Annotated in this window: 17 protein-coding genes; 9 read left to right on the top strand and 8 right to left on the bottom strand. The window is 70.6% G+C overall.

Features of this window, described 5'->3' with window-relative positions:
- Positions 1 to 164 precede the first annotated feature (164 nt).
- The 6 genes from ADL15_RS32140 to ADL15_RS32120 form a co-directional block, all read right to left on the bottom strand.
- Positions 165 to 629 carry a hypothetical protein gene (locus ADL15_RS32140; protein ID WP_067699020.1) on the bottom strand — a complete coding sequence of 155 codons (465 nt, stop codon included), beginning with the start codon at positions 627 to 629 and terminating at the stop codon, positions 165 to 167.
- Positions 607 to 1,206: a MarR family transcriptional regulator gene (locus tag ADL15_RS32135; protein ID WP_067699018.1), complete on the bottom strand. Its 600-nt coding sequence runs from the start codon at positions 1,204 to 1,206 to the stop codon at positions 607 to 609. Before ADL15_RS32135 ends, ADL15_RS32140 begins: the two co-directional genes overlap by 23 nt.
- A gap of 220 nt (positions 1,207 to 1,426) precedes the next feature.
- Entirely contained in the window at positions 1,427 to 1,522 is a 96-nt protein-coding gene (locus ADL15_RS57395; protein WP_425548456.1) for an MFS transporter small subunit, read from the bottom strand.
- The gene (locus ADL15_RS32130; RefSeq protein WP_067699016.1) at positions 1,519 to 2,913 is read right to left on the bottom strand and encodes an OFA family MFS transporter; all 1,395 of its coding nucleotides are present in this window, start codon (positions 2,911 to 2,913) and stop codon (positions 1,519 to 1,521) included. Before ADL15_RS32130 ends, ADL15_RS57395 begins: the two co-directional genes overlap by 4 nt.
- A gap of 72 nt (positions 2,914 to 2,985) precedes the next feature.
- The gene (locus ADL15_RS32125) at positions 2,986 to 4,299 is read right to left on the bottom strand and encodes a hypothetical protein (protein ID WP_157441731.1); all 1,314 of its coding nucleotides are present in this window, start codon (positions 4,297 to 4,299) and stop codon (positions 2,986 to 2,988) included.
- A gap of 68 nt (positions 4,300 to 4,367) precedes the next feature.
- A complete protein-coding gene (locus ADL15_RS32120) occupies positions 4,368 to 5,150 on the bottom strand; it encodes an IclR family transcriptional regulator domain-containing protein (RefSeq protein WP_067699013.1) in 783 nt (260 codons plus the stop codon).
- Positions 5,151 to 5,252: 102 nt separating this feature from the next.
- Between ADL15_RS32120 and ADL15_RS32115 the strand changes: the two genes are divergently transcribed.
- The 4 genes from ADL15_RS32115 to ADL15_RS32100 all read left to right on the top strand — a co-directional run bounded on the left by ADL15_RS32115 (position 5,253) and on the right by ADL15_RS32100 (position 8,661).
- Positions 5,253 to 6,221 (top strand): ABC transporter substrate-binding protein, encoded by a 969-nt coding sequence (locus ADL15_RS32115; protein ID WP_067699011.1) that lies wholly within the window; start codon positions 5,253 to 5,255, stop codon positions 6,219 to 6,221.
- Positions 6,218 to 7,003 carry an ABC transporter permease gene (locus tag ADL15_RS32110; RefSeq protein WP_067699009.1) on the top strand — a complete coding sequence of 262 codons (786 nt, stop codon included), beginning with the start codon at positions 6,218 to 6,220 and terminating at the stop codon, positions 7,001 to 7,003. Before ADL15_RS32115 ends, ADL15_RS32110 begins: the two co-directional genes overlap by 4 nt.
- An 88-nt stretch (positions 7,004 to 7,091) precedes the next feature.
- A complete protein-coding gene (locus tag ADL15_RS32105) occupies positions 7,092 to 7,868 on the top strand; it encodes an ABC transporter permease (protein WP_067699007.1) in 777 nt (258 codons plus the stop codon).
- A gap of 10 nt (positions 7,869 to 7,878) precedes the next feature.
- Positions 7,879 to 8,661, top strand: coding sequence for an ABC transporter ATP-binding protein (locus ADL15_RS32100; RefSeq protein ID WP_067699005.1), 783 nt, complete (start codon positions 7,879 to 7,881; stop codon positions 8,659 to 8,661).
- 49 nt (positions 8,662 to 8,710) lie between these two features.
- Here the strand turns inward: ADL15_RS32100 and ADL15_RS32095 are convergent, their stop codons facing one another.
- Complete coding sequence (locus ADL15_RS32095; RefSeq protein ID WP_067699003.1) at positions 8,711 to 10,318, bottom strand: alpha/beta hydrolase; 1,608 nt, start codon at positions 10,316 to 10,318, stop codon at positions 8,711 to 8,713.
- Between the two features lie 217 nt (positions 10,319 to 10,535).
- Between ADL15_RS32095 and ADL15_RS32090 the strand changes: the two genes are divergently transcribed.
- The 4 genes from ADL15_RS32090 to ADL15_RS32075 all read left to right on the top strand — a co-directional run bounded on the left by ADL15_RS32090 (position 10,536) and on the right by ADL15_RS32075 (position 14,657).
- Positions 10,536 to 12,041 (top strand): M28 family metallopeptidase, encoded by a 1,506-nt coding sequence (locus tag ADL15_RS32090; protein ID WP_067699001.1) that lies wholly within the window; start codon positions 10,536 to 10,538, stop codon positions 12,039 to 12,041.
- A 71-nt stretch (positions 12,042 to 12,112) separates the two neighbouring features.
- On the top strand, positions 12,113 to 12,778 hold the full coding sequence (locus ADL15_RS32085) for a PadR family transcriptional regulator (protein ID WP_232344634.1): 666 nt from the start codon (positions 12,113 to 12,115) through the stop codon (positions 12,776 to 12,778).
- 149 nt (positions 12,779 to 12,927) lie between these two features.
- A complete protein-coding gene (locus tag ADL15_RS32080; protein WP_067698997.1) occupies positions 12,928 to 13,884 on the top strand; it encodes an ABC transporter ATP-binding protein in 957 nt (318 codons plus the stop codon).
- A complete protein-coding gene (locus ADL15_RS32075) occupies positions 13,881 to 14,657 on the top strand; it encodes an ABC transporter permease (protein WP_067698995.1) in 777 nt (258 codons plus the stop codon). Before ADL15_RS32080 ends, ADL15_RS32075 begins: the two co-directional genes overlap by 4 nt.
- Positions 14,658 to 14,839: 182 nt before the next feature.
- On the opposite strand, the gene ADL15_RS32070 is transcribed toward ADL15_RS32075, so the two are convergent.
- A complete protein-coding gene (locus ADL15_RS32070; RefSeq protein WP_157441730.1) occupies positions 14,840 to 15,937 on the bottom strand; it encodes a hypothetical protein in 1,098 nt (365 codons plus the stop codon).
- A gap of 250 nt (positions 15,938 to 16,187) precedes the next feature.
- Between ADL15_RS32070 and ADL15_RS32065 the strand changes: the two genes are divergently transcribed.
- Entirely contained in the window at positions 16,188 to 16,724 is a 537-nt protein-coding gene (locus ADL15_RS32065; RefSeq protein ID WP_067698992.1) for a DUF2510 domain-containing protein, read from the top strand.
- Positions 16,725 to 16,763: the final 39 nt, after the last annotated feature.

Below are 16,763 nucleotides of genomic sequence, written 5' to 3'. Positions count from 1 at the left end.
CGCCCGCCCGTAGGCGACACGCCACGTCCCGTGGTGGTCTCACGCCAGACCGAGGCCATTCCGGACCGCAGCGCGCCCACGGCCCTGGCTGGTTACCAGGGGTGCCTCGAAGAGGTTGAGGCACCCCTGGTAACCAGCCGGGATCCGGCACTCGGTGGCTGACCTCAGAACGGGCTCATCTGGTCCATCACCCGCGCGGCGACCCCGAGGATCTCCTCGACCTTGGGGAGGTCGCGTCTCGTCTCGTCCGGTGTGATGGCCGGTGATGCCGCCGACGGGTATTCCAGCTGGTTGCGGCGCCGGCGCATCCGGTCGAACGGGCGGAGCACTCCGCCGAGCGGCGGCTCGAGCTGGGCCGACAGCGCCTCTCTTACCGCGATGTGGCCGCCGCGGCTGGTGGCGCGCAGACCCTGGTTCTCCAGCACCGCGGCCAGGGCCTTGCGGGCCGCGTCGTAGAGCAACTGGTAGGCGCCCGCCGGGTCGCCGTCGGCGATCGCGCCGGCCGAAGCGAGGTGGCGGTGTGCCTGGGCCAGCAGCAGGTCGGCGTGGTCACGGCTGGCCGGCACCCGCTCGAGTTCGGCCCGCGCGAGCATGCCGTCGATGGCCTCACGGCCCTGCTGCCACCTCATCCGGATCTCCCAGTCTGAAAAGGGGGCGGGAACGCACCGATGTCAGGAAGGGATCATCGCCGGGCGTGTGCCATGCGCTGACGGACACCTGGTGCGCGTTGACCTCGCGGCCCAGCCGTGACTCCGCCGTGCGGGCGAGGTCAGCCACGTCGTCCGGGTCCGCGTCGCCCACGATCAGGACGTCGACATCGTGCGGGGGCGGCCCCGCTTCGCCCGCGTAACGAGCGGCCCACGACCCGTAGATGTAAGCCTCGGCCACGCCGTGGAGGGCGGCAAGCAGCTCGGTCAGCACCGCGGACGGCCCGTACGTCAGAGCGAGCAGCTCGGTGAGCGGGCGGGCCAGCCGGTTCGTGACGTCGGCGCGCAGCAGTCGCAGGTTGCCGCGCCGCTGCCCGGTCACCAGGCCGGCGACGATGAGGGCGTCGGCCTCCCGGCTGATCGTCGAGGCGGAGACGCCGAGGATCCGGGCCAGTTCCGCACCGGAATAGTCCCGTTCGGGGTGCAGGTAGAGCCAGGCCAGCAGCTCGCCCAGCAGGGGCGTGCGCAGCAGCGGCAACAACTGAGACCTACCTTGCATACTCTGCAATATAGCGTGCAGGGCGTGCAAGGTAGGTCTTCGGCTGGTCGTCAGGGGTGCCTCAACATCGGGGAGGCACCCCTCAGGACCAGCCGGGGGCCCGGGGCGCGGGGCGGTCCGCGGTGGTCTCGGTCTGGCGTGAGACCACCGCGGGACTCGGCTCGTAGCCTGCGGGCGGGCGCTCCGTGGTCGTACCAAAGAATGGGTGACCGCAAGCGGTCTAGAACAGTTTGGCGGCGGTGATGGCGGTTTGGATGATGCCGTAGCCGAGCAGGACGGCGATCAGGAGCCAGGAGACGGCCAGGCGGGCGTTCATCCGACGCTCTCCTTCTCGGACGGGGCGGTGGCCTCGTGGTGGTGGGCCGGGACCGGGCGGATCAGCAGGTTCGCGACGAAGCCGACGGCCAGCACGCCGACCATGGTGAGCAGCGCCGGCTGGTAGGCCGCCGACGTCAGCGTTCCGGGTTTGCCCTCGTTGTCGAGGAAGCCGTTGACGATCAGCGGTCCGGCGATGCCGGCGGCCGACCAGGCGGTCAGCAGACGGCCGTGGATCGCGCCGACCTGGTACGTGCCGAACAGGTCCCGCAGGTATGCCGGAACGGTCGCGAACCCGCCGCCGTAGAACGACAGGATCACCCCGGCCAGCAGCACGAACAGCGGGATCGCGGAGTCACCGACGGTGGCCAGCAGCAGGTACGTGACCATGCCGACGCCGAGGTAGAGCATGTAGATGGGCTTGCGCCCGATCAGGTCGGACGTCGACGACCAGGCGAACCGGCCGGCCATGTTGAACAGCGACAGCACCCCGACGAAACCGCCGGCCGCGACCACGGTGACCGCGGAGCCCGACGACGTCCGGAAGAAGTCCTGGATCATCGGGCTGGCCTGCTCGAGGATGCCGATCCCGGCGGTCACGTTGCAGAACAGCACCACCCAGAGCAGCCAGAACGAGCGCGTCTTGATCGCGTTGGCGGCGGACACCTGCGCGGTGGTGACCAGTGGCTTGGCCGCGACGGTGGCCGGGTCCCAGCCCTCGGGCCGCCAGCCGGGGGCGGGCACCCGGATGTTGGCGACGCCAAACATCATGATCAGGAAGTAGCCGGCGCCCAGCGTCAGGAAGAGCAGGACCAGGGCGTGGCCGTCGGCGACCGAGGTGGAGACGCTCGGGTCGTAATCCGCGTCGTAGAACGACAGCAGCTGCCGGGAGGCCGGGCTGGCGATCAGCGCGCCGCCGCCGAACCCCATGATCGCCAGGCCGGTGGCCAGGCCGGGCCGGTCCGGGAACCATTTGATCAGCGTGGAGACCGGCGAGATGTAGCCGATGCCCAGGCCGATCCCGCCGAGCACGCCGTACCCGAGGTAGACCAGCCAGAGCTGGCCGGTGCCGATGCCGAGCGCGCCGACCAGGAAGCCGGTGGTCCAGAAGCTCGCGGAGACGAACATGGCCTTGCGCGGGCCGTTCTTCTCCACCCAGGTGCCACCGAACGCGGCGGAGAGCCCCAGCATCACGATCGCGATGCTGAAGATGATCCCGATCGCGGTCTGGCTGACGCCGAAGTGCGTGATGAACGAGTTCTTGTAGACGCTGGTGGCGTAGACCTGGCCGATGCACAGGTGCACGGCGAGCGCCGCGGGCGGGATCAGCCAGCGGTTGAACCCCGGTGGGGCCACGGTGTGCTCGCGGTCGAGCGCGGTCATAAGCGACATGATGGACGCCTCCCCTCAGGCGCCCATCATCGAACAGATTCGATCTACAAAGCAACTATTGACAACGCAACGTCAATCGCTGATCAAAACCGGACGTCGGCGCCGGCGGATGACCAGCCACACCGTCAGCAGCGCCACGGCGGTCAGGACCACGGCCGGCGCCACCACCCACCAGACGACCGGGCGCGCCGGGAAGGCCGCGGCTCGCGGCGCCGGCCCGCCGAAGCTGCCGGCCCGGACCAGGTCGGCGGCGACGTCCATGGTGGTCACGTCGCCGGGCGGGTCGAGCAGGGTCCGCTGGGCGCCACCGGCGCACAGGGCCACGAGCGTGATGTGCCCGGTCTCCTCCCAGCCGATGTCGCTCCACCGCTGGTCCGGCAGTTTCTCGGCGCCGTTCTCCGGCTCGTGCCGGGTCACCACCAGCTCGCCGGACCGGGTCCAGCCGAGCGCGCGGATCGCCATCGCGGTCACGGCGGGCAGGTCCGGGCCGGTGGCCGGCTGCCCGGTGGCAGCGTCCAGATAGGAGACTTTCCAGGTCCGGGCCGCCAGGGCGTCCCGGTCGCACCGGTCCAGGCAGCCGGTCAGCTCGGCGATCGCGATCCGGGCGCCGTCCGCGCTGAACGCGCCGGCGCCGGCGAGATACCTCCGGTCACCGAGCGTCGTGGTCCAGCTCTCCTTTCCGGTACGGTCGATCAGCCGCAGCCGGTCGCCCTCGCTGACCACCAGGTGCTGCCCGTCCGGGGCGAACGCCCCGCGCGACGCCTGGCGGACCGGGTCGGCCGGGCGCTCCGCACCGATCGGCAGCACCGTGTTCGTGGCCAGGTCGAGCAGCCCGAGGCGGCTGCGGGACTCGAGCGTGGCGGTGCCCGGTCTCCGGACGTCCGCGGCGGTCGTCTCGACCAGCAGCGACCGGCCGTCCGGCGCCCAGGCGGCCGGCGCGCAGCAACCCGCGGCGGTGAGGCCGTACCCGATGGCGACCGCCGGCAGCCCGCCGGTGTACTTGGTGCTGCGGCCGGTGGTCAGATCGACGACGTCGAGGCCGTCGGCGTACTCGCCGGCGGTCGAGCCGGCCAGGTACCCCTGTGCCGCGTACCGGCCGTCCGGGGAGAGCAGCACGTCCTGGCCGGGGGTGACGGTGCTCCAGTCGGCGTAGAGCAGCATCCGGTAGTCGCCGTCGCGCCCGACCGCGGCCACCTTGCCCTCGGCGTCGTAGTCCTCGACGCCGCGGAAGCCCAGGCTGTCCCCGCCGGCCAGGATCGAGGCCGGCCCGGGTGGGTCCTGCTGCACGGTCGCCTGCCACATCCACGGCAGGGTCAGCCCGCCCGGAACGGTGTCGCCGGGCGCGGGCCCGCCGTCCACCAGCCGGACCACGGTGGCGAAAACCACACCTGTGAATATCAGGGCTGCCAGGGCCTTCCGCATGGCCATGATCATCGCGGCACTGCGCAAGGTGACTACCCGGAGCGGCGCGGTGACGCGATCCGCAGGTCAGCCTCGATCGCGGCGGCCGCGGCGAGCAGCGGAGGGAGCAGGCGCTCACGTACCGCCTCGATCGTCGCCCGGGCCGCGTGCACCGAGATGTTCAGCGCCCCCGCGGCCGCGCCGGAGCGGTCCCGGATCGGCGCGGCGATCGCCCGCAGCCCCTCCTCCAGCTCCTGGTCGACCACCGCATGGCCGGTCGCCCGGACCCGGTCCAGCTCGGCGCGCAGCTCGGCGGCTGAGCAGACGGTGCGGTCGGTGAGCTGCTCCAGCTTCGCCCGGGCCAGGTACGCCTCGAGCTCCGGCGCGGGCAACGCGGCGAGCAGCACCCGGCCCATCGAGGTGGCGTACGCCGGGAACCGGGTGCCCACGTTGATCGCCACTCGCATGATCCGGCTGGTCGGCACCCGGCTCACGTAGACGATGTCGTCGCCGTCCAGCACGGAGAGCGAGCACGACTCGCGCACCTCGCCGACCAGGCGTTCCATGTGCGGCTCGGCCACCTCGGGCAGGGTCAGGCCACCGAGGAACGCGTACCCGAGCTCGAGCACCCGAGGGGTCAGCGAGAACAGTTTGCCGTCGGTCTGGACATAGCCGAGATCGGTCAGCGTGAGCAGGAACCGGCGGGCCGCCGCCCGGGTCAGACCGCACTGCCGAGCCACGTCACTGAGGGTCAATTCGCGGTGTTCCGCGTCAAATGCACGGATCACCGCGAGCCCCCGCTCGAGCGATTGGACGTAGTACGGTTCCCGCGTCATCGGATGATCGACACAAATGATTGACGTGACACGAGCCACATCTTAGCGTTCTGCATGAGAACTTCCGTTCGTTATGCGCACACATTTACTGGAGGATGGGATATGCGGCGGCGTTTGATCGCGGGCGTGGCACTGGCCATGGTGGCCAGCACGGTCACGGCCTGTGGTTCGGACAAGGGCTCAGGCGATTCCGGCGGTTCGTCGGGTGGCGTGGACAACGTGACGGTCGGGGTCATCCCGATCATCGACGTCGCGCCGATCTACCTGGGCCAGTCCAAGGGCTTCTTCAAGACCCGCAACATCGAGCTGAAGATGGAGGCCGGCCAGGGCGGCGCGGCCATCGTGCCCGGCGTGGTCAGCAACCAGTTCCAGTTCGGGTTCAGCAACCTGACCTCGCTGATGATCGCGCAGACCAAGAACGTGCCGATCAAGGCCGTCGCGGCCGGCGTCTCCACGACCGGCGTGCAGGGCAAGGACTTCGGCGCCGTGGTGGTCAAGGGCGCCAGCCCGATCAAGACCGCCAAGGACCTGGCCGGCAAGAAGATCTCGGTGAACACGCTGAAGAACATCGGTGACACCGTGACCCGCGAGTCGGTGCGGGTGGCCGGCGGCGACCCCAGCAAGATCGAGTTCGTCGAGATGCCGTTCCCGAACATGCCGGTGGCGCTGGACAAGGGCGACATCGACGCGGCCTGGGTGGTCGAGCCGCAGCTCAGCACGATCAAGGCGGCCGGCGGCCGGGAGGTGGCCTCGACGTTCGTGGACACCGACCCGAAGCTGACCATCGCGGCGTACTTCACCTCGCAGAAGCTGCTCGCCGACAAGCCCGACCTGGTCAAGCGCTTCACCGAGGCGATGAACGAGTCGCTGACCTACGCGGACGCCCACCCGGACGAGGTGCGGCAGATCCTGTCCACCTACACCAAGATCGACGACAAGGCCCGCGCGCAGGTGGTCCTGCCGAAGTGGCCCATCGAGATCAACAAGGCGTCGGTGCAGAAGCTGGCCGAACTCGGTACCACCGACGGCATCTTCGCCAGCGCTCCGGACCTGGACAAGCTGCTGCCGTGACGACGGCTCACCGTGGCAACCCGGTCCTGCTCGGCTCCGCCGGGCTGGCCGGGTTGCTCCTCATTGTGGAACTGCTGCCGCGACTCGGCCTGGTGAACGAGCGGTACCTGCCGCCGACCAGCCGGATCGCGGCCGCGCTCGCCGACGAGGCGGCCACCGCGACGTTCTGGCAGTCGCTCGGCGACACCCTGTACGCCTGGGCGATCGGCCTGCTCATCGCGGTGGTCGCCGGCGTGCTGGCCGGCCTGGTGATCGGGTCGGTGCCGGTGCTGCGCGCGCTGACCGCCTCGACCGTCGAGTTCCTGCGGCCGATCCCGTCGGTGGCGCTGATCCCGCTCGCCGTGCTGCTCTACGGGACCGAGCTGGGCTCCACCCTGATCCTGGTCTGTTACGCCGCGTTCTGGCAGGTCCTGGTCCAGGTCCTGTACGGCGTCGCGGACGTCGACCCGGTCGCCGAGGAGACCGCGCGCAGCTACCGGTTCTCCACCTGGGGCCGGGTACGCCACGTGCTCTGGCCGACCGCCCTGCCCTACGTCTTCACCGGCGTGCGGCTGGCCGCCTCGGTGGCCCTGGTCCTGGCGGTCACCGCCGAGCTGGTGATCGGCGCGCCGGGGCTGGGCAAGGAGATCGCGACCGCGCAGAACTCCGACGCGGTGGCGACCATGTACGCCCTGATCGTGGTGACCGGCGCCCTGGGTGTCGTGATCAACCTGCTGACTCGTACCGGCGAGCGCCGCCTGCTCGCCTGGCACCAGTCGATCAGGGGCGAGGTAGCGGTATGACCGACTGCACCGAGCGGCACCCACGTGGAGCGCCCCCACGGCCTCGCAGGCGAGGGCCACGAGGGCATGCCCAAGGAGGCACAGCCTGATGGTCGTACTAAAAAGGATCTTGTTTGTCCTGGGGCTGCCCGCGGTGTTGTTCGCGGGATGGTTTTTCCTCAGCGAGGGCAGTGAGAGCTTCTACTCGCCGCCGCTGCGGACCATCCTCACCGCGTTCGGCGACACCTGGAAGCCGGACCGGTTGCTCGCCGACGTGGTGCCCAGCCTGCTCCGGTTGTTCGCCGGTTTCCTGCTGGCCTCGCTGATCGGCATCGCCCTGGGCGTGGCGATCGGCCTGAACCGGAATCTGCGCGCGGTCATGGAACCGGTCCTGGAGTTCTTCCGGGCCATCCCGCCACCGGTGCTGGTTCCGGTGATCATGCTGTTCGCCGGGATCGGCGACGGCATGAAGGTGATCGTGATCGTGTTCGGCTGCGTCTGGCCGGTGCTGCTCAACACGGTGGAGGGGGTGCGCGCGGTGGACAGCGTGGTGCTGGACACCGCCCGCGCCTACGGGCTGACCGGGCCCGCCCGGCTGACCCGGGTGATCCTCCCGTCGGCCTCACCGCGGATCGCGGCGGGCCTGCGGCAGGCGCTCTCCATCGCGATCATCCTGATGGTGATCAGCGAGATGTTCGCATCCAGCAACGGTCTGGGCTTCACCATCGTGCAGTTCCAGCGCAGCTTCGCGATCCCGGAGATGTGGAGCGGGATCATCCTGCTCGGCCTGCTCGGTTTCGCTCTCTCGCTGTTGTTCCGGCTCGCCGAACGGCGGGCGCTGCGGTGGTACGAGGGGCTGCGCGCGGCGCAGCGCCGGGCCGGCTAGGAGGGCCACGATGCTCGAAGTGAAAGGCCTGCGCAAGGTCTACAGCTCAGGCAACCGGGAGGTGGAGGCGCTGCGCGACCTCACCTTCACCGTCGACAACGGCGACCTGGTCTGCCTGGTCGGCCCGTCCGGTTGCGGCAAGACCACGCTGTTGCGGTGCATCTCCGGCCTGCTGACGCCGACCGGGGGCTCTGTCAAGGTCAACGGCAACGCGGTCACCGGTCCGCCGCCGGGGATGGCGGTGGTCTTCCAGGAGTACGGCCGCAGCCTGTTCCCGTGGGCCAGCGTCTGGGACAACGTGGAGCTGCCGCTCAAGCAGAAGAAGGTGCCGAAGGCGCGCCGCACCCAGCTGGTCGAGGAGGCACTCGACGCGGTCGGGCTGACCGGCACCGGCAAGGCGTACCCGTGGCAGCTCTCCGGTGGCATGCAGCAGCGGGTGGCGATCGCCCGCGCGGTCGCGTACGAACCGGAGACCCTGCTGATGGACGAGCCGTTCGCGGCCGTCGACGCGCAGACCCGGGCCGACCTGGAGGACCTGGTCCGGTCGCTGTGGCAGCGGCTCAAGGTGACCGTGCTGTTCGTGACGCACGACATCGACGAGGCGGTGTACCTGGGCCGGCGGGTGGTGATGCTGTCGTCGTCGCCGACCGTGGTGCAGGACGAGCTGGTGGTGGACCTGCCGGCCGAGCGGGACCAGCTGCACACCCGGGCGGATCCGAAGTTCGTCGCGTTGCGGACCCGGGTCTACGAGCAGATCCAGCTGGCCAAGAAGGAAGCTGCGGTCCAGAGATGACGGTGGGGAGTTCGGGTGCACTGCGCACCCGGACTCCCCACGTCGTTGACTAGCGCTGTGCTCCGGACTCCTGCAGCACGGCGTGCGTGCTGCTGTTACCGGAGACGCCCTTGCGCAGCGTGGAGACCGCGGTCGGGTCCGGCTGCGGAACCGGCGCGCACTGCTTGTCGGAACGGTTGCCACTGACCCGCTTCGGCAGGGCGCCGGTCGCGAGGTAGGTGGCGATGGTGTCGTCGGTGCACGCGATCCCGCTCAGCGAGCCGGAGTGCGTGGTGCCGCCGACGCCCTCGATCAGCACCGACTTCGGGAAGCGCTTACGCACTTCCAGAGCACCGGTGTACGGCGTGGCCGCGTCGTTGGTCTCGCCGATCAGCAGGAACCCGGCGGCCTTCTTGCCGGAGATCTTGACGGGCGTGCCCGGCTTGGCGCCCCAACCGATGCAGGGCGCGTTGTACCAGGCGTTGTTCCAGGTGATGAACGGGTACTTGGAGTGGATCTTCCAGTTGTCCCGCTGCCACTTCGACCAGTTCTGCGGCCACTTGACGTCGCTGCACTGGGTCGCGAGGTACATCGCGTAGTTGTTGTCGGCGCCCACGCCACCCGGCTCGGCGTAGTTCGCCAGCAGCAGCGACGGGTCCTTGTCGTTCACCCACGCGGCGAACGCGTCGGCGACGTCCTGCCAGCCGTACACGTAGTAACCGGCCGAGACGAAGATGTCGTTCCACTCGTCCGGACCGATCTTGCCGGCCGCCGGCGTCTTACGCAGCGACGCCAGGGTCGCGTAGTACTTCGCCTTGACCGACTTGCCGGTGGTGCCCAGGTGGTAGACCGCGTCGTACTTGGCGATCCACGCGAAGTAGACGTCCATGTTCTTGTCGAACTGGATGTCCTGGTCCAGGTTGGCGGCGTACCAGACGCGGGTCGGGTCGACGACGCCGTCGAAGATCGCCCGGCGGATCTTGTCCGGGTGCAGCGTCGCGTAGACCTGGCCCAGGTACGTGCCGTACGAGAAGCCGTAGTAGTTGATCTGCTTGGCGCCGAGCGCCTTGCGCAGCGTGTCCATGTCGGCCACCGTGTCGGTGGTCTTGACGTGGTCGAGCAGCGCGCCGCCGGCCTTGTCGCACTTCTTGGTGTAGGCCGAGGTCTTCTTCAGCCAGGCCTTCTCCAGCTTCCGGGTGACCGGCACGTAGTACGGCCGGTTGTAACCGGCGTAGTCGACGTCGCAGGAGAGCGCCGGCACGCTGGAGCCGACACCACGCGGGTCGAAGCCGATCCAGTCGTAGAAGTCGCCGGCGCCGTTCGGCACCGACTCGCCGATCACCGGCAGGCCCAGACCGGAGCCACCGGGACCGCCCGGGTTGGTGAACATGACGCCCTGGTACTGCGCGGCGGCCGACTTGTGGTTGATCCGGGACACCGCGATCTTGATCTTGGTGCCCTTGGGCTTCGCGTAGTCCAGCGGGACGACCAGGAAACCGCACTGCGCGTTACGGGCCTTGAGGCTCGCCCGGGTGCAGGTGGTCCAGTCGATGGCTGGTGGGGTGTAGCCGCTCGCGCTCGTATGCGTGGTGTGGGCCGCCGCGGCGACCGGGATCGTACCGGCCCCGATCAGCAGCCCGACCGAGGCGGCGACGGTGGCCGCCAGGATTTTCCGCATCCCTTGCCTTCCGTTGGTGATACGCCCGCGAGCCGTGTCGGGCCCGGGCGATCTTCGCAGACTAGTCATTCAGACATGGAGATGTGGCACCCCCGTTACGGCTGATTTCCCGGCGGATCAATCGATGCCGCATTAGGAAATAGGTAGGGATTGATATGGGGGCGCCGGATCGGGATCCTGAGATGCTCGTCGATGCTTCGACAAGAAGGGACTCCCCGTGCGAGCACTCCCCCTCATCGGCGTCGCCGTGCTGACCGCCGGTCTTGCCGCCGTGCCGGCCCAGGCCGCGGTCGCGACTCCGGACATCCCGGTCGCGAACGTCAAGGCCCACCTCGCCCAGCTGCAGAGCATCGCGACCGCCAACGGCGGCAACCGGGCTCACGGCCGCCCCGGCTACCTCGCCTCGGTCACCTACGTGAAGGGCCTGCTGGACGCGGCCGGTTTCACCACCACGCAGCAGAGCTTCACCTACAACGGAGCCACCGGATACAACCTGATCGCCGACTGGCCTGGCGGCGACACCAGCGACACCCTGATGATCGGCGCGCACCTGGACAGCGTCACGGCCGGTCCGGGGATCAACGACAACGGATCCGGCTCGGCCGCGAACCTCGAGGTGGCCCTGCAGGTGGCCCGGTCCGGGTTCCAGCCTGCCCGCCACCTGCGGTTCGGCTGGTGGGGCGCGGAGGAGCTGGGCCTGCGCGGGTCCACGGCGTACGTCAACTCGCTGACCACCGCGCAGAAGTCCGCGATCGGCGGGTACCTGAACTTCGACATGGTCGCGTCGCCGAACCCCGGCTACTTCCTCTACGACGGCGACAACTCGGACAACACCGGCTCCGGCCCCGGCCCGACCGGCTCCGCCGAGATCGAGCAGACCCTGGCCGACTACTACACCACGATCGGCGTGCCGACCCGCGGCACCGACTTCGACGGCCGCAGCGACTACGGCCCGTTCATCAGCGCGGGCATCCCGGCCGGCGGCATCTTCACCGGCGCCGAGGGCCGCAAGACGGCCGCCCAGGTCACCCTCTGGGGCGGCACCGCGACCGCGTTCGACGCCTGCTACCACGCGTCCTGTGACACCACCGCGAACATCAACGACACCGCGCTGGACCGGAACTCGGACGCCATCGCGTACGCGGTCTGGACCCTGGCCAACGGCGGGACGACCACCCCGCCGACCGGCTCGACGGTCTGGTCGGACACCTTCGAGACCGCGACCGGCTGGACGGCCGGCACCGCGGACACCGCCACCTCCGGCAAGTTCGAGCGCGGCGACCCGGAGGCGACCACCAGCTCCGGCGTCACCACCCAGCTCGGCACCGCGGCCGGCGGCACGTACGCCCTGGTCACCGGCGCGACAGCGGGGGCCAGCGCGGGCGCCAACGACGTGGACGGCGGTCTCACCACGCTGACCTCACCGGCGATCACCCTGCCGGCCGGGACGCTGACGCTGGGCCTGTCCTGGTACCTCGCGTACCTGAACAACGCGACGAGCGCGGACTACCTGCGGATCTCGGTGGTCAGCGGCACGACCACGACCGCGCTGCTCACGGTGAACGCCGCGGCGGCGAACAAGGCCGCGGCGTGGACCGCGGCAACCGCGAACCTCTCCGCGTACGCCGGCCAGACCGTCCGGCTGAAGGTGGAGGCCGCGGACACCGGCACGGCGTCGCTGGTCGAGGCGGCCGTGGACAACGTGGTGATCACCAAGTCCTGATCGGATTTCCGCCCGAAAGGCCCCCGGCGTGCCGGGGGCCTTTCGTTGTGCCACTCGGATGCGTAATACTCGTGGACGAGCATTCGGAGGCGAGGGAGCAGATGGCGAAGCGGCGCAAGGTCGGCAACCTGCTCGGGCTGCACATCCTGGCGACGCTGAGCATTCAACAGCTGCACCCGTACGAGATCGCCGCCCAGCTCAAGGCGTTCGGCAAGGACCAGGACATCAAGATCCAGTGGGGCTCGCTCTACACGGTCGTGCAGAACCTGGAGAAGCACGGTTTCATCGCCGCGGCGGAGACGGTCCGGGAAGGCCGCCGCCCCGAGCGCACGGTGTACCGGCTGACCCCGGCCGGCCGCGACGAGCTCACCGACTGGGTGCGCGAGCTGGTCGGCACCCCGGAGGCGGAGTTCCCGAAACTGCAGGCGGCCCTCTCGGTCGTCGGGGTGCTCCCGCCCGACGAGGTGATCGAGCTGCTCGAGCAGCGGCTCAGCATCCTCGCCGTGGAGAACGATCAGATGCGCCAGGTCCTGCGCGCCACCGCGCACGAGGTCCCGCGCCTGTTCCTGGTCGAGGGCGAGTACCGCCTGGCGATCCGGGAGGCCGAGGTCACCTGGCTCACCGGGTTCCTGACCGAGCTGCGCGACGGCACCATGGCCGGGATCGGCGCCTGGCGGCGCATCCACGAGACCGGTGAGCTGCCCGAAGACCTCTCCGAGTTCATGACGGAGACGTAAGAGAAACGCGGCCCCGGCCGGTGCGGGAACACCAGCCGGGGCCGACTGTCCCATCCACCCGGCCGCGGGAACGGCCCGGCTATCCGAGACGTGTAGCAGCAAGAAGGATAACCGGACACGGACCGTGGCGACCTCGAGTGAGGATCACCATGAGTGATGCCGTGACGGCACACGACCTGCACAAGACGTATCCCGGTGGGGTGCGGGCCCTCGCCGGGCTCACCCTCACCGTCCGCGCCGGCGAGGTGTTCGGCCTGCTCGGGCCGAACGGCGCCGGCAAGTCCAGCACCGTCAAGATCCTGACCACGCTGGCCCGCCCGGACTCCGGCACGGCCACCGTCGCCGGGCACGACGTGCTGCGCCACCCGGACCGGGTCCGCCGTGAGATCGGCGTGGTCCCGCAGCGGTCCGCGCTGGACCCGATGGCCAGCGGCCGCGACAACCTCACCCTGCAGGCCCGGATCTTCGGCATCCGGGGCTTCCGGCGGCGCGTCGACGAGCTGCTCGAACGGTTCGGCCTGACCGAGGCGGCCGGTCGCCCGGTGCGCGGCTGGTCCGGTGGCATGCAACGCCGCCTCGACGTGGTACTCGCCCTGGTGCACAAGCCGGGCGTGCTCTTCCTGGACGAGCCGACCACCGGGCTCGACCCGGAGGGCCGCGCCCAGCTGTGGACCGAGATCGCCCGGCTCGCGGCCGACGAGTCGATGGCCATCCTGCTCACCACGCACTACCTCGACGAGGCCGATCGGCTCGCCGGCCGGCTGGCCATCGTGGACGGTGGGCGGATCGTCACGGAGGGGACGCCGGCGCAGCTCAAGGGCGAGCTGCGCGGGGACGCCGTACACCTGGAACTGCACCTGGCCCCGGACGGTCCGCAGGCGCGGCAGGCGATCTCGCACGTCGCGGGCCTGCGTGATGTCGCCCTGGACGGGCGGACGCTGAGCGCGCGGGCCGACGACGGCGCGGCGGCCGTGCCCGCGGCCCTCGCCGCCCTGGAATCGGCCGGGATCGGCGTGGCGACCGTGACGGTGGCCCGGCCGTCGCTCGACGACGTGTACCTGCGGCACGCCGGGCGGCGCTTCAGCTCGCCGGGGGTGGCGGCATGACCACACTCGTGGCGCACACCTGGTGGATGACGAACCGGCGCCTCAAAGTGCTGATCAAGCAGCCGGCGTTCGTGGTCATCCTGCTCGTGCAGCCGGCCATCTGGCTGTTCCTGTTCGGCAACCTGTTCCGCAGGGTGGTGGAAATTCCCGGGTTCGGCGCCGGGTCCTATCTCGACTACATCGTGCCCGGGGTGGTCGCGATGACCGCGGTGTCGTCGAACATGTGGTCCGGCATGGGCGTGCTCGAGGAGATCGACCGCGGCACGCTGAACCGGCTGCTCACCACCCCGATCGCGCGGGGAGCGATCATGAACGCGCTGGTGGTGGAGCAGGCGCTCAGCACGGCCGTCCAGGTCGGCGCGATCATCCTGCTCGGCCTGGCCGCGGGCGCGTCCTACCCGGGCGGCGCGGCCGGCCTGACCGTGCTGATGGTCTCGGCGCTGCTGCTGGGAACGATCTTCAGCGCGCTGTCCAACACGGTCGGCATGCTGGCCCGGCAGCGGGAGACGATCATCGGGATCAACACGCTGTTGCTGCTGCCGCTGACGTTCCTGTCGTCGGCGTTCATGGCGACGTCGCTGATGCCGTCCTGGATGCGATCGATAGCGGACTGGAACCCGGTGAACTGGGCCCTCGCCTGCGCCCGCGCGGCGATGCGACCGGAGCCGGACTGGGGGATCGTGGCGAGCCGCGGCGGGTGGCTGCTGGGGCTCGCGGTGGTGACGCTGGTGCTGTCCACCCGGACATTCCGCGCGTATCAGAAGTCGGTCTGATTCAAGATCAAATTCAGGATGTCGTGCGTCCGCCGGGGTACAGACCGCCGCTCCCGCCGGGACCCTGCGGGCTTCGCTGGCCGCTGACGCGTCCAGAACGCGAAGCCCTCCGGGCGACGTCCGTGGGTGGTCGCGGAAAAACCCCAAGCGTGTGAAGTTCGGGTGCGCTCCGCACCCGAACTTCACACGTCGGCCGGGGGCCGGGCGTCGATCCAGGAGGAGACGGCCGGCATCGCCAGCATGAGGACGGCGGTCAGGTGGCACAGCGCCGCCAGCACGTGCGCCGCCAGCGCGGCCGAGGTGTAGGACATCGCGGTGTCCCCACCGTCCTCGTTGCCGACCGTGGCCACCGCCATCCAGGTCACCACGGCACTGAACACCACCGTGTGCACGCCGAGCAGGGTCACGGCGTAGGCGGCGGCCCGCATCGTCCACCCCCGGGTCCGGCGGGCCGCCACCACCAGCACGAACGCGAAGACCTCCGCCACCGCGCCCCCGCCGGAGATGATGACGGCCCGGTCGACGGCCCACCCCACCCGGTCCACCGCGTCGGCCGTCGGGGTCGTGGTGAGCAGCAGGAACGCCACCGGAACCAGCACCGCGGCGAGCCCCAGCAGCACCGACGACGCACTGATCATTTGCTGCCCCCGCTCGGCACGGCCCGGTCGCCGGAACGGCGCCAGGTACCGGCGGGCGGACGGCGCCAGCCAGCAGACCGCGGTGATCGGCAACGCGGAGATGCCGACCACCGCACCGGCCTGCGCCAGCCACAGCAGCGTGACCAGCACGGTGTCCCCGTCGTGCAGCCGCGCGACGAGCAGCGGCGTCTCACCGGCCCGGATGAACACCACCCCGGCCAGCGCCGCCGGCCCCAGCGTCCACAACACCGCCAGCCCACCCGGCCGTGGCCGCACGCCCGACACCCGCACCGCACTCCAGGCGACGAGCGACGGCACCGCCAGCACCAGCGCGACGACGAGATAGAGCAGGCTCAGCCCACCCGGGTCAGCGCCGAAGTCCCCGTCGGCGATCGAGCGGGCGACCAGCGCCACCATCGTCATCACCCACTGCACCAGCACACCACCGAACGCCACGAGGGCGGTCCACCGCGCCGCCCGGACCACACCGGGCTCCGCGATTCCGCCCGGGGCGGGCCGTGGCATCGGGCTGGGCGGGGGCGCTGACGGGCCCATCCGCGGCGGCAGGCCGGGCGGGAGCACTGACGGGCCCATCCGCGGCGGCAGGCCGGGCGGGACATCCGGGTGCCAGCCGGGAATCACCCGCGCACCGCCCGGTCCCACCGCAGGCGCCGGACCGCCGGGAGGCGAAGCAGGTTCCGTGAGGCCCGGGTGCGCGGGAAATCCGGGGTGGGCAGGGAAACCGGGGTGGGCGGCAGGGGTGGCTGGTGGCGGTGCGCCGAGCACCGGCGGGGACGCGGCGCGGATCACGGGTGGGATGTCTCAAGGCGGCGGGTTCCGGGCCGATGGGGCAGACCGTCCCTGGCCTTTGCCGGAAAGAGGATCCGCACCGATGACGAGCCCCGCGCAGCCCGCTGGATGGTACGCCGACCCGAGCGGTCTGCCCGCGACCCGCTGGTGGGACGGCGGGCAGTGGACCGACCATCTCCAACCGGGTGCCGCGGTGCTGCCGCCGACCGCCGGGCTGGGTGGCTACTACCCGGCCGCGGCGCCGTCCGGGCCGCTGGTCCCCGGCCCGCACACGGTCGAACCGGCCGACCCGGAAGCCGCCGAGATCTTCGCGGCCCGGTCCACCGGCGCGGCCGGCGCGGTCTTCCCCGCTGCCACCACGCCCGGCAGGGCCACCGGCGCGCTGGCCGCTCCCCCGGCCGAAAACATCGACTACTCCATGCCACCGGTGGACGCCTCCGGCCCGGCAAGGTTCCCGGCGAGCGCCAAGCCGGCGGCCGCTCCCCCATCACTCAGCGACGAGCTGGACAAACGCCCCGAAGCCCGGCACGCCAAGGGTGTCCTGACCCACCCCCTGCTGCTGGCCTCCCTGGCCGCGGTCATCCTGGCCGTCCTGGTAGCCCTGGCCCTGCTCCGCTGACCATCCAGCCGGTGCGATCGGGCGGGGCGGGGGCGCCAA

The sequence above is a fragment of the Actinoplanes awajinensis subsp. mycoplanecinus genome (genome assembly GCF_001509495.1).
In the GTDB taxonomy this organism is placed as follows: Bacteria; Actinomycetota; Actinomycetes; order Mycobacteriales; family Micromonosporaceae; genus Actinoplanes; species Actinoplanes palleronii.
The sequence above is the reverse complement of the archived record's forward strand: the minus strand, read 5'-3'. Positions and strand labels throughout refer to the sequence as shown.

Bases quoted from the DNA above. Each gene is read 5' to 3' on its own strand.
- ADL15_RS32140 (WP_067699020.1), bottom strand. From the start codon at position 629: ATGAGGTGGCAGCAGGGCCGTGAGGCCATCGACGGCATGCTCGCGCGG.
- ADL15_RS32135 (WP_067699018.1), bottom strand. From the start codon at position 1,206: ATGCAAGGTAGGTCTCAGTTGTTGCCGCTGCTGCGCACGCCCCTGCTG.
- ADL15_RS57395 (WP_425548456.1), bottom strand. From the start codon at position 1,522: ATGAACGCCCGCCTGGCCGTCTCCTGGCTCCTGATCGCCGTCCTGCTC.
- ADL15_RS32130 (WP_067699016.1), bottom strand. From the start codon at position 2,913: ATGTCGCTTATGACCGCGCTCGACCGCGAGCACACCGTGGCCCCACCG.
- ADL15_RS32120 (WP_067699013.1), bottom strand. From the start codon at position 5,150: ATGACGCGGGAACCGTACTACGTCCAATCGCTCGAGCGGGGGCTCGCG.
- ADL15_RS32115 (WP_067699011.1), top strand. From the start codon at position 5,253: ATGCGGCGGCGTTTGATCGCGGGCGTGGCACTGGCCATGGTGGCCAGC.
- ADL15_RS32105 (WP_067699007.1), top strand. From the start codon at position 7,092: ATGGTCGTACTAAAAAGGATCTTGTTTGTCCTGGGGCTGCCCGCGGTG.
- ADL15_RS32100 (WP_067699005.1), top strand. From the start codon at position 7,879: ATGCTCGAAGTGAAAGGCCTGCGCAAGGTCTACAGCTCAGGCAACCGG.
- ADL15_RS32095 (WP_067699003.1), bottom strand. From the start codon at position 10,318: ATGCGGAAAATCCTGGCGGCCACCGTCGCCGCCTCGGTCGGGCTGCTG.
- ADL15_RS32080 (WP_067698997.1), top strand. From the start codon at position 12,928: ATGAGTGATGCCGTGACGGCACACGACCTGCACAAGACGTATCCCGGT.
- ADL15_RS32075 (WP_067698995.1), top strand. From the start codon at position 13,881: ATGACCACACTCGTGGCGCACACCTGGTGGATGACGAACCGGCGCCTC.
- ADL15_RS32065 (WP_067698992.1), top strand. From the start codon at position 16,188: ATGACGAGCCCCGCGCAGCCCGCTGGATGGTACGCCGACCCGAGCGGT.